Source organism: Coprobacillus cateniformis (assembly GCF_009767585.1).
In the GTDB taxonomy this organism is placed as follows: Bacteria; Bacillota_I; Bacilli_A; order Erysipelotrichales; family Coprobacillaceae; genus Coprobacillus; species Coprobacillus cateniformis.
Genome location: NZ_WSNW01000001.1, coordinates 2,963,928 through 2,976,470, shown reverse-complemented (window position 1 = coordinate 2,976,470; position 12,543 = coordinate 2,963,928). Strand labels below are relative to the sequence as shown.

The following is a 12,543-nucleotide window of genomic DNA, read 5'->3' as shown; positions in this document are numbered from 1 at the left end:
CACTTTTATATTAATCTTCTTCACTAAAGAAATTCTCAATAACCTTCGAAAATCTACTTTTATTCTTTTTATCACTATGAATCGGTTTGGATTTCGTCAATCCCTTAAATCTGATACTCATCGTACTTGAAATATCAGGTAAAATTAATGAAGGATCCATTTTTCCTAATATTCTTGAACGATCATTTAAATAATACATCATTCCTAAACAAGAGACAAAAGACATATCTCTTGCTCCGATTGTATCAGGTCGATAAGTTCTCACTGCACTCTCTAAAACAACGCTAGAAACTTTTTCAATATCAGGAAGTTCTCCACCACCACCCACAATGACTGTTTCATAACTTCTACCATCATTAATAATATCAATTTTCGTTTTGATGACTTCCATAATATCTTTAACACCTTCACTTAATACTTCAGCTAAATCTCTCTGTGTGTAGTGTGTCTCTTTGTCCTGATTTCTTGTTGTATGTATAATATCTTCATCACCAATATGGTAATCACATGTTCCATATTTGACTTTATAAACCTCTGCTCTATCCATCGGAATTTGCCAAGAGGTAGCAATTTTCTTTGTTAAATCATATCCTCCAACACCAGCTTGCGCGATATATTTCAAATAACCACCCTCAAAGAATGCAACTGTTGATGTCTTATAACCAATATCAATTAATATTGCTCCTTCTTGAAGATATACAGCATCGAAAGCTTCTTTGGCACATGCATAGGCATTAATTGTAATATCCAAAACCTCAACACCTGCTTTTTCGACTGCACTTATATAACTATAAAGAAGTTTTTTCTTTGTTGTAATGACTAATGATTCCGCTTTTAATGATGCTGATTTTTGCCCAATTGGAATCTCTCTCATAACTTTAGTATCTAACTGATATAATGTTGGAATGACAGAAATAACCTCTTCATTATCATCACGCTCAAAACGTCTTGATAATTTCAATGCACGAACAACATCATCACTTGTAATTTGATCTGAAGGAGAATTAACTTTTGTGATTCCATCACTTTGATAGATATGTGCGTGAAATGATGGAATACATAAAGCGACTTTTGTAATTGTTGCCCCTAACGCTGCTGAAGCTTCATCTAACAATGTTTTAATCTCACTTACAACAGTTGGCATACTTTCGATTTTCCCTTTACGAATACCATGACTCGTCATCTTTTTAGAAAATAATATATTTATATTTGCACTTACAACTTCACCCACTAAGAGTTTGACAGTTGCACTTCCTATATCTAATACAGCATAGATATCTTTCATAAATGATTCTCCTTTAAAAAATACTTCTACAATATTGTATCATAAAACCAACGATAAGAAAACAGATAATCTTGAAAGAATATATGTTTTTTTTGTCGAGAAAAAGAATTGTTTTCAGTCCCTCACTTCATTGATGACAGGTTGAAGTTCATTTTTTAAATTCAAGATAAAATCTTCACTTTTCTCATAGAGTGTTATCATTATTATATTTATTACTGTTAACTCTAAAATAATTTTCTATATTTAAATATACAATTTTTACAGGCAAAGGAATAATTAAAAATTATTCCACCACTCTATAATCTCTATTGCATAGTTCCAGTTGGTTTCTATCCTCTAAATCATATTATAGCTATCTGTCTGTTAGATAATTCCGATTGTCTGTAAGTCAGCTTATCGATATCAGTTATAACTTTTTTCTTTCATGATGATTATTTCGTTCACTATAGCTGTGTGTTATACCCTTGTTTACCTCATAACTATAATGATAATCCTCTTTAACTTTCCTCTATACATTATCCCTCTTCTTGCGATACCATATAATGCTACTTTATGGATCAGTATCCTTTAGGCTTCACTGGTGGTACTTAAGGAAAAACAATTATTGGTATGATAGATATTTTTAAGAGACTTCGAAATTATGATAGTAAATTGTAGAGATAGTGCTCTTAGGCATAATGAGACTCGTTCTTAAAAAAGAGCAAAACAAATACACATAAACATATGTATATTCATTTCACTTGGAAACCTTCCGCATTCTTGTTACAAAGCAAATGAACATCAAAAATTCTTAATAAATAATAAAAAAACATCAAAAGCAATATATCTTATTTCAAGATTGCCATAACATCACTAGATCTTATATCATCCTTATCATGCCTAAAAAAGGAGGGATTTCTCCCTCCTTTCATGCTAACATCCTTTGGGGTAATCCCCCCTTAAAAAGTTATATTAACGCTTTAAACACAGCACTGTTTTCAATCACCTTTTGTATAATGAACTGACTTTAAGCATCAATAACTTATTGTGAACTCTGTCCTTCTTCCTTCTTACCAAGAGTTTGTGAAGTTCCTTGACTTGGTACTGTTCCTGTACTTGGAACAGTGTTAGGAACAATAACTTCATTCACATGAACTTTAACACTTATGCTTTTTTCAATCACTTTTGGCTCAACGATTACATTTTCTTGTTTTGGTTTTACAAGAGGAGTAACAGCATACGTACTATTCGCTGTCTTAGGTATCCATGTAATAACTCCAGAAGATGGATTCGAAGCTATATAATCTGTAATCACTTGATTTGATGGATTATAATAAACAACCAAAGGAGTCGTATAACCTTCAACATTATCTCCATTATGTCCTGCATCTCTAAAACAATCCGTTATTGATTCGAGATTATCAGGCAATGAAATTATTCCGCTCATATATTCACAGAAATCAAATGTATAATTCATAGAAGTAATTGAATTTGGTAATGTTAATGTTACTTTTTTAAGAGCAGCATACTCAAACATATAATCAATATTTGTAAGTTTCTTAGCATTGGCAAATAAATTCGATGGAATTTGTTCAACCATTGACATCTCAAACATGGAAACAGCTGATTCGACTCTATTCGATAATTGATAATCATTAGGGACATTAGTAAATTGACTAGACTTAAATAAGTTATCAAAGTTGGAAATTGTATCTGGCAGATTTTCAGGAAATGCCTTAAGGTCAGGTGCTAAAAACGATATTGGCATTCTCCAATCGAGTGCATTACCGTTCTTGGCAAATCTTATATAACTTCCTCCAAGGGTGTTGCTAGTGAGATTAGATACTTCTTGACTAATATAGAAATTAGCAGTAGTAAAATTTGGATCAGTTAATAACTCTCCTATATTTTCATCATTTACATAAAGATAAGCTCTGGCATCAGAAGCACCCGTAAATGTCATCTTATAATCATCACGATAATCACCAAGTTCTTGTTTGAAAATCAAACGTTTTTTCGTTGTCGTATTTTCAAATATATTGCTTTCAACTTTATAACCACTAGTACTACTTGAACTAAAACTTTTTGGAAGAATTACATCCTCTGTATTATTTTCACCTGAAAACATCTTGTAAGTTGAAGTCACTTCAATTGATTCATTTTTCCCTTGCCACATAATTTTACCATTCATATCTGCATAAGCACTTAAATCCACTGTTTCTTCTGTTCCAATGTATTTAAGATAAGCACCATTATATGGACCATTAGGATCACTGACTTTTACAAACATTGTCTCATCTAAACTTTTACTTATCCAATCAATACGCGACTCTGGACTATCATCATAAAAATACTGAACATAATTAGCAATCTCCTCATTTGATCCATTATAATAAACTTTTAATCGTGGATTGTCTACATTAGTAGCAGCATAATCAAAAGACCACATCATATTATTAATATAATCTCCCAGTGTGATTTCTCCAGTGAGGTTTTCACAATTTTCAAACATAGCTTCTACATTTTTAATTGAGTCAGGCAATTTTATATTAACGTTTTGAAGCTGAGTACAACCATTAAATGCATGAGGTGCATTAACAAGACGTTTTGTATGATCAAAGAATCCATCTGGAATACTAGTGATTTGCGTATTCCTAAAGATAGACTCAATATCAACAAGGCTTGAGGCGTTATCTAAAAAGCCTTGTGGAATTTCGTCAATTGCTGTATTCTCAAACATACCTACTGCAGTAGTAACATTATTTGATATTTTAAAGTCATTAGCTATTTTTTGAATCTTCGAATCAGAAAATGCATAATTCAAATCAGTCAGTGTATCAGGCATATTTTCTGGAACTTCACGTAAATTATCCTTTATTAATGATAGTGATGTCCAATTCTTATTTCCTTCCTTGGCAAATCTAATAATGCTTCCTGATATATCAGTCAGATCAGTTGTTTCTGAAGAAATATATAAATACCCCTGCGGATGAGCAAAATTTATATCCAGTTTATTATCATCATTTACATAAACGTAAGTTCTTGCATCAGTAGCATCTGTAAAATTGATATCTTTATCATATTTATGATTAACTTCCAGCATCGTTTTATAAACCAAACGCTTTCTTGTTGTTGTTCCAGCAAATATATTTTCATTTACTGTATACTTCGGTCCGTACCGCATCCATTCTTCATAAAATGGGTTAAAGTGTACTGGAAGAATAATGTCTTCAGCGTTATTTACACCCTCAAACATCTTATAAGTTGAAGTCACTTCAATGATGTCATTATCACCATGCCAATAAAGATGCTCGACATTTCCATAAGTTGGACTTCTCTTGACAACCATATAACGACTTAAGTCTACTGTTTCTTGCGTTCCTATATATCTAAGATAAGAGCCATTATACGGTCCTGCAGAATCAGTCACTTTCTCAAACATTGTTTTATCTAAAATATTGTTTGTATCAAACCACATGACCTTGTCTGATTCAAAGTTTCCTGAATTCACATAATCTTTAATTTGAGAATGCGATGAATTGTAATAAATATGTAATGCTGCTGGAGTTTCTACCGGAATCTCTGAATCTGACGCAGATAAATAAAAACTATCCCTCAATGTAAATACACTGTTGTTAGGAAGATAAAGTCTTCCACATAATGTGCTCGCATAAGCAAAGAAAGCATCCATATTTGTTATTGAATCTGGTAATTTAATATTGAATTGTGTTTTCACATTAGTCGAACTAAACATCCCGCTAATATCAGTTAGTGATGATGCATCATCAAATAGATGTGATGATATTTTATTTAAGTTTTCTATAGATTCAAACATATCTTGAGTTGTTGTAACTTTATCAGACAGTCGGAAAGATTCTGGAATTTCCGGAATCGTAGAATGTCCAAATGTTGTTATATAAGAAGTCGTATTATCTGGCATATTTTCTGGGAATTCCTTCAACTGACAACCCTCAAATGTATTATTCATTTCAGTCCAATTAACATTTCCTTTTTTATCAAAGCGAGCATAATCTATTTCTCTATTCTGTAGTAGCGAATAGGAAAAATCATTCAAATTATCAAAATGTGAAGAAATATAGATATTCTTGTGCCCACTAGAGCCTACTTGTTGCACATTAGCATTATCCACATAAACATAAGCTCTTGCATCAGCAGCACCATCAAAGGTCATATCAGATATATTTTCCGACACATCCCTAAAAGTTAGACGTTTTTTCGATGTTGTACCTTCAAATATATTCGTATTGATGATATCTCTTGTAAAGTACTCATTTAAGATAATATCCTCTACATGATTATCTCCCTCAAACATTTTATATGTTGAATTAACTGGAATAATGGATTCTCCACTTCTCCAATACAATATTCCATCATCATTTACATAATCCGCAAAATCTATTGTTTGTTCTGAACCAATATATCTAAGGTAATGACCAGAATATGGTCCATTAGGATCTTTTACCTTCTCAAACATACTGTCTGTCAAATATTTTGCCATATTGCTATAGTCTATCCAAGTGATTTTATCATCATAATAACTATCCTTATAAGAACTTATCATTTGATTTGAAGGATTATGGAAAACGAGTAGCGGAGTATTGTAACCCTGATAATTGGATGCATCTACTCCCGCCCAGGAGAAACACCTTTCCATATCATCTGTAATACCATCTGACAATACGATTGTGCCTCGAAGAGCCCGTGTATCCAAAAACATATCAGTCATTACTGTGACCGAATTAGGTAATCCAATCGATACGTCAGCAAGAGAGGAACATAGAGAAAACATATTAGCGGTATTTTCTAGTTTTTTTGCTTTATCAAACAAATTCGAAGGTATAGATACAATATTTGTAGCCCTAAACATCCCTTTGGCAACTACAGCTTTATTAGATAGTTGAAAGTTTTCTATGTTATCTTTGGTAAAAGTAGCATAATCAAAAGTACTGGTATAATCAGTCACTGTATCCGGCATATTTTCCGGCATTTCATAAAGATGACTATTAGAAAATGTATATTGCATACTCGTCCAGTTAGCATTCCCTTTTTTATCAAAACAAACTCTTAAATCAATATTATTAGAATCCATACAAAGATCGTCAAGGCTCTCACATTCTGACGAAATGTAGATATTTCGATGAATTTTAGTAGCCCCTGCCTCAACTGCTGCTTTATCTATATAGAGATAAGCATGTGCATCAGCAGCATCTTCAAATACTCTGTTACTAATATAATCCTCACCGTAAAAAGTTTTACATTTTAGAATCAAACGTTTTTTAGATGTTGTGCCTAAGAACGTATTCGTAGCAATAATAGTTTCCTCGCGGTCAGACGCTGGTAAAAAAACATTTTCTACATGATCATTACCCATAAACATCTTAAATGTTGACTCCACATTGATGAGTGCATCACCATTCTTCCAATACAATTCTCCAGAAACAGTATCTCCATATTTGATCAAATCCACATCTTCATCTGTACCTATATATTTCAGGTATTTATGATTATATGGACCATCATTCCCATCATCAACCAATTGAAACATTGTATTATCTAGCAGTTTGGTGTCCTTACATATCCAGGTAAGACTTGATGGATTTCTGTTTTCAATATAGTTTGTAATCACCGAATTGAATCGATTATAAAAAACAACTAACGTTGATGGACGTTGATCATCATCAGGCAGGGATGCACTATCTCCAGTACGATCAAAACTTTCCTCCATTTCTTCTATATTGTCTGGCAATGTGATAAACCCTTGAAGATACTCTGCTCCACTAAACATATAATTAATATTTACTAGACTTGTTGCATTGTCAAAGAAATGTGATGGTAACTTTGTTAGTCCAGTATTCTCAAACATATTGTAGCTTTCTACAACTTTATCAGACAATTGAAAATCTTCTGGTATCTCCGTTAAGGACATACAGTCCCCAAATGTATATGAATAGTCAGTCACAGTATCTGGCATATTTTCAGGAAACTCATTTAAAGCTGTTCCATAAAATGCATTATACAGGCTTAGCCAGTCAGCATTTCCATCCTTATCAAAGCGTACTTTTTCAGTATTGTAGATACCATTATCAGCAGTTAATATATTACTTATATCTAGTACATCTGATGATATATACATGACGATAATCAAGTGACCAAAAATTGTGTCTAAGACTTTCATCCATATAAACATAAGCCCTTGCATCCTGAGCATCAAACTCAATATCCGATACATCTGTTTCAAGATATAAACTACTCAATCTTCTTTTCTTTGTTGTATTTCCAAATGTATTCGAATCAATTCCAATTGCCATAATTCCGCTTGGCAAAATGAAATCCTCTGCAATCAAATTATCATCTTCAAACATTTTATATGTTGAGTTAATTCTATATATTCCAGTTGCATCCTCAAAATAAATGTTATTAACATATGCGTATTTTGTTAAATCAATCTTGTCTATATTAGCTCCCTTGTACTTTAGATAAAATTTCTGTGTTATATGATCCTCATAAGGTCCAGCTATGTCATTAATTCTTTCAAAAAGATTGCTGACTCCGCCTTTTTCTCGATACTCAACCAGTTCTCCAGGTTCAGATGTCTTATGAGCACTAATAAAATTTCTAAGCATTGGGCTATGATAAGCAATAAGCGGCTGTGTACTATCTCCAACTGGAGCAGCTGCCGTTCCAGCATCACGGAATATAGAATTCATTTCAGAAATATAATCTGTTAAGTATATATTTCCAGTCACGTTTGCACATCCCTCAAAGAGATTGTTTGCTTTCTCTACTTTATCTGGCAAGACAAAATCCACATAGCCAATTGGAGTATTCGCAAACATACGACTTACATCTGTTAAATTCTTTAGATTAATTAATAGATTTTTCTGAACAGATGAAATTTGTGTTCCTGCAAACATACCACTCGCATCCATTACATTGACAAGATCATTTAAAGCCTCATCTCCAATGGTCGTTATCGGTGTTCCGGCAAACATCTCACTCACTGTTTTAATACTATTTTGCCCCGTAAATGAGTTTATTAAATCATTTGGAAGTTCTGTAACAAGTGTATTTTTGAACATTTTTGAGCAATTCTCTAGAGTATCTAATCTCTCTCTTATCAAATACCAAGAACAATCACTCAAATTAGAAACCAAGGTTCCCATAAACATACCCTCTACATTTTTAATTCCAGCAGGTAGAACAAGATTAGAAGGAATTATACTTATCTTGCTTTCTGCAAAACAATAACTTAAATCTGTTATTGTCACGTTATCCGTCAGTCTCGTAAAGTTTTCTGGTATCACTTCAATCTGACTATTGTAAAACATATGGTTTAAATCATTCCAGTTTAAATTATAATCTTCATCAATACAAACATCTTTGACCGCTGAATTACTGAATAATCCCACAAGAGAACTTATTTCATTTGGGACATAAACATTCATATAGTTCTTGACAGTATTTTTATTGCTATCAGTTATATATGCATAGATTTTTGCATCTGCATAGTTAAATGTTTGAGACGATAAATCGTTTGCTGTATTCCTATAGATCAAACGTTTACCTGTGGAAGTTCCATCAAACATATTTTTATTTATTTTCCCTGTATAACTTTCCGGAAGAAATATATACTTAGTTCCACGATTTTTTGCAAACAACATATATGTATCTGTAATTTCTGTTCCAGCAAGAGTGAACTTTCCATTCACCACTTCATCTTTAAAATCCACAGTCCATGATGTCGCTGTCGAATGCACATAATACTTCCCAAATCCATCTTTTTGATCATACGGTGCATTCGCATCTCCATAGACTCTTTCAAAATAAGTATTCTTTACTTTCACTTGCCCACTTGTCTCCAGGTTTTTTATATACCTTGCAAATGTGTATGTGCATAGAGCTAACATCACTGCACAGATGGCCATGATGATGACTGTTGTCCTCTTCTCTTTTCTTAATTCCATCTGTCAACTCCTCCTAGTCTTTCTGTACCGATGTTACTTTTACATTGAAACCAAAATCTCCTGCTGTATCAGGATATAGCTTAAGAATATAATGGTGTGCTGTTTCTGTAGTGGCAGGTAATAACATTTGATCATCTGTCGCTTTAACAATGCTCCCATTCTGATTAAGTGAGACTCCATCATTTGCTTCATCATATACTCCATTCTCATCACAATGGAAAAGACTATATTTGACTTTCCCTTTATAACCGGCATTTGTCACAACATCAATTGAATAAGTCATGCTCACTTCTGATATCTCTGCTCCATCTTTATTACTAACATAGAATCTATATTCTCCTACATTTCCCTTATCCATGTTGATTTCATTATTTCCCCCACGGACAAGTGATGTCTGTGGCTTAGCAATAGAGGCATGTGCCACACCACCTAATGAACCACTGTATCTTCCTAGAGTTATAAATACAATTGTAGCGATAACTGTCATAGCTGTAAACACAATAATAACTCTCTCTCTTTTACTTATTCTCAATTTCATCCTCTTCCTCCTTGTCTGGCCACAGAATAATCATCATTCCAATTCCTGCAACTCCTGCCATTCCTATAGGTGTCTTCAACTGTCTAATGACTGTCCCTATATAGGGCACAGAACAAACTACCTTTCCTTCTATCATATTTTTTGTAATTGGCTCATCCTCAACATTATTTGCATCACCTTGAACTACAATTTTCTCATCATCATGAATTTCGATAATTCTGTGAGTTATCAATGTGTAATCCTTTACATATGTCACAATATCATCAACTTCATAACTATCCTGTTCGTGTATCAGCGCTAGGCTTCCTGTCTTTATTGATGGTTCCATACTTCCTGATAAAAAGACAACTTCACCCCATCCAAAAATCTTAGGTAACCTATTTGTTTGCGTTGACTGTATCATCAGGTATAGTTGTATCAGATAAATCCCTATCACAATAACTGTTATAACTTTACTTATTACTCTTAAAATTCTTTTACACATCATTTTTTATTAATGCCTTTTTTGATAAAAAGTGTAACGGCTCCTGCACCACCGACAAAAACAGACGACACTATAATAATAAATCCCAGAAGACTCTTTTTCTCTGCTGATTCTAATTGTTCATCAATTTCCTGCTTTATAGAAGTATCTTCATCCTTTTTATCTGTTTCACTATTTCCATCTAGCTGATTTTCATCTGTTCCTGAGGTATTTCCTGATGAAGTATGAGTATTACTGGTAATACTGTTGTTATTTGTATCCCCTGAATTACTAACTATTTCATTATCTTGAATATTTCCATCAACACCTTGTTCTGAATCGATTATATCATTTCCATGATCAGGTATTTCTGGTTGTATCTCATCAGGGTGTTCTGTCTCAGGTGTTTCTGGTACATCTGGATATACTGGTTCCTCTTCATCTATATCTTGACCTGTCTGGTAGCCATCTATATGCAGATGAATTGTATAAACACTTCCATCTGCAACTTCATTATCTGATATACCATTTTGACTCCATCTCCATTTTAATGTAAGTGTATCCTTCTGGTTAATTTCCATATCATTTTTATACTTCTGTGGTTCTGACAGTGTCACCCATTCATCCTCAGTGCCAAGAATATTCTTGCCTTCGCTATTTTCCAATTGATACTCAATAGGTATTTTCTCATCATTTGTTTCACTCATTAACAGTTCATAGGCTGATGTAAAATGAGCATCGTTATGTATTGTAAACACGTACTCACCCCAATCACTATCTGTCAAATATTTGTTCCCATCTCGCTCTGGAAAGATATTTAAATCACTATCCTGAGTCCAGTATCCATCACTGTCTTCAACTATAATCCTTGGTTCCTTCAGTTCGTTTTGAGCACTTATATGCATAGGTAACCCCAACAGTAGCATTGTTGCTCCACCTATGCACAGTCCGATTCCTCTTTTCTTCCAGTCCTTCATTATTCTTTCCTCTTTCCTTTCTACCCTCTTCAATGAAATCTATTTTTGTAAATCACATTGAGAAGGATAGAACTCATCCTCCATCTCTTTAATCAACCTGTGTACATGTAGCTGTAACTGTCACTTCTGGCTGATTTGTACCTAAAGCAGTCACATCTTCACCAATAGCTGTATCAGTTGCTGTTTGAGATTCTCCAAATGCCCATCTCCAATAAAGCGTGATCTCTTTTCTCTTTCCTGTAGACATATCCAGCTTTGTAGTAGCTGGCTGCACTTGAGTAATATCTGTATTCCATGTTGAGTTATCTGTACTAAATTCAAGTGGTGCATTTAAACCATTGTATTCAAGTTTAAAAGTCATATCAAGATTGACATTCACATCTGAATTGTTTGTTACTGCTATCGTTGTTGAACCACTTGTCCCTGGTGCAATCTTTCCAGCAGCAACATCTGTTTCTGGTGTTAATCCATCTGAATCCATAATTGTCTCAAACAGTTTAATGTCTGCTGTTTTAGCTTTATCTAATTCACTTGATGTAATCTCAAAATGTGCAATCTCTGCAGAATCCATCCCCCCTAGTTCAGTCTGATACTGAGCGACTGTTCCTGCTGCTGCACATGTCATGAGTAAAGCTAACGCTAATAAAAATTTTCCTCTTCTTTCCTTCATACCCTTTCCTCCTTTTTATTTTCTTTATATATTAACGATTTCTTGTGTCGATAATACCTATATATATCTGGTGCCATTGCAACAGTACACCCCACCAGTAGCCATTCCATATGGCTTGTGATAAAAATAAATATTTTTCCTGCATAAGGAATCTTTCCTGTTTTTATACCTATAACCTGATGATGAGATATATAAATTCGCTGACTTCTGTTCTCGATATGACACCATTCTTTTGATGTCTCAATCACTTTTCCCATGCCTATCGTTTCTCTATCCCTATAGCAAACGACATCATCTTTTTTAGCTATTCTGTTCGGTATTTTTGCAATCATTAAATCACCCTTTTGCAGATTGAGAACATTATCATCTTTCCCAATAACATATGGTGCATATCCAATAATATTAGCTGGCATTTTGGGATGTGAATAATATGAAAAGATTAATGTTGCTTCTATCATTATCAGCATAAGCAAAAGAAATTGAACAATATAATCAATCATACTTGATTTCATCACTTTGTTTGGCTTCTTTTCTCCCAGATCACAATTTCATCAGCTTCCTTTTTGGTAATCTCCCTACTTCTATAAAAATACTGTTCCTCTCCTTTCTTATTCCTTAGTTGAATGACCTTTGCTCTTCTATAATC

8 protein-coding genes are annotated in these 12,543 nt (G+C 33.5%); all 8 read right to left on the bottom strand.

Going from position 1 to position 12,543, the window contains the following annotated elements:
* Positions 1-10: 10 nt before the first annotated feature.
* The 8 genes from ftsA to GQF29_RS14630 all read right to left on the bottom strand — a co-directional run bounded on the left by ftsA (position 11) and on the right by GQF29_RS14630 (position 12,409).
* Positions 11-1,285, bottom strand: a complete 1,275-nt coding sequence (ftsA, locus tag GQF29_RS14665; protein WP_008790413.1) for a cell division protein FtsA — start codon at positions 1,283-1,285, stop codon at positions 11-13.
* Between the two features lie 1,021 nt (positions 1,286-2,306).
* On the bottom strand, positions 2,307-7,472 hold the full coding sequence (locus tag GQF29_RS14660) for a leucine-rich repeat domain-containing protein (protein ID WP_017143805.1): 5,166 nt from the start codon (positions 7,470-7,472) through the stop codon (positions 2,307-2,309).
* On the bottom strand, positions 7,384-9,249 hold the full coding sequence (locus GQF29_RS14655) for a hypothetical protein (RefSeq protein ID WP_008790415.1): 1,866 nt from the start codon (positions 9,247-9,249) through the stop codon (positions 7,384-7,386). The genes GQF29_RS14660 and GQF29_RS14655 overlap by 89 nt, the downstream gene beginning before the upstream one ends.
* Positions 9,250-9,262: 13 nt before the next feature.
* Positions 9,263-9,787, bottom strand: a complete 525-nt coding sequence (locus GQF29_RS14650) for a hypothetical protein (RefSeq protein WP_202086392.1) — start codon at positions 9,785-9,787, stop codon at positions 9,263-9,265.
* Positions 9,768-10,274 carry a signal peptidase I gene (locus tag GQF29_RS14645; RefSeq protein ID WP_008790417.1) on the bottom strand — a complete coding sequence of 169 codons (507 nt, stop codon included), beginning with the start codon at positions 10,272-10,274 and terminating at the stop codon, positions 9,768-9,770. Before GQF29_RS14645 ends, GQF29_RS14650 begins: the two co-directional genes overlap by 20 nt.
* Complete coding sequence (locus GQF29_RS14640) at positions 10,271-11,227, bottom strand: hypothetical protein (protein ID WP_008790418.1); 957 nt, start codon at positions 11,225-11,227, stop codon at positions 10,271-10,273. Before GQF29_RS14640 ends, GQF29_RS14645 begins: the two co-directional genes overlap by 4 nt.
* An 88-nt stretch (positions 11,228-11,315) precedes the next feature.
* Positions 11,316-11,897 carry a hypothetical protein gene (locus tag GQF29_RS14635; RefSeq protein WP_008790419.1) on the bottom strand — a complete coding sequence of 194 codons (582 nt, stop codon included), beginning with the start codon at positions 11,895-11,897 and terminating at the stop codon, positions 11,316-11,318.
* Complete coding sequence (locus tag GQF29_RS14630; protein ID WP_017143806.1) at positions 11,894-12,409, bottom strand: hypothetical protein; 516 nt, start codon at positions 12,407-12,409, stop codon at positions 11,894-11,896. Before GQF29_RS14630 ends, GQF29_RS14635 begins: the two co-directional genes overlap by 4 nt.
* Positions 12,410-12,543 lie beyond the last annotated feature (134 nt).

Excerpts from the sequence above, each read along its gene's own strand:
- GQF29_RS14635 (WP_008790419.1), bottom strand. The coding sequence starts at position 11,897 with ATGAAGGAAAGAAGAGGAAAATTTTTATTAGCGTTAGCTTTACTCATG.
- GQF29_RS14640 (WP_008790418.1), bottom strand. The coding sequence starts at position 11,227 with ATGAAGGACTGGAAGAAAAGAGGAATCGGACTGTGCATAGGTGGAGCA.
- ftsA (WP_008790413.1), bottom strand. The coding sequence starts at position 1,285 with ATGAAAGATATCTATGCTGTATTAGATATAGGAAGTGCAACTGTCAAA.
- GQF29_RS14660 (WP_017143805.1), bottom strand. The coding sequence starts at position 7,472 with ATGTTTATATGGATGAAAGTCTTAGACACAATTTTTGGTCACTTGATT.
- GQF29_RS14645 (WP_008790417.1), bottom strand. The coding sequence starts at position 10,274 with ATGATGTGTAAAAGAATTTTAAGAGTAATAAGTAAAGTTATAACAGTT.
- GQF29_RS14655 (WP_008790415.1), bottom strand. The coding sequence starts at position 9,249 with ATGGAATTAAGAAAAGAGAAGAGGACAACAGTCATCATCATGGCCATC.
- GQF29_RS14630 (WP_017143806.1), bottom strand. The coding sequence starts at position 12,409 with ATGAAATCAAGTATGATTGATTATATTGTTCAATTTCTTTTGCTTATG.
- GQF29_RS14650 (WP_202086392.1), bottom strand. The coding sequence starts at position 9,787 with ATGAAATTGAGAATAAGTAAAAGAGAGAGAGTTATTATTGTGTTTACA.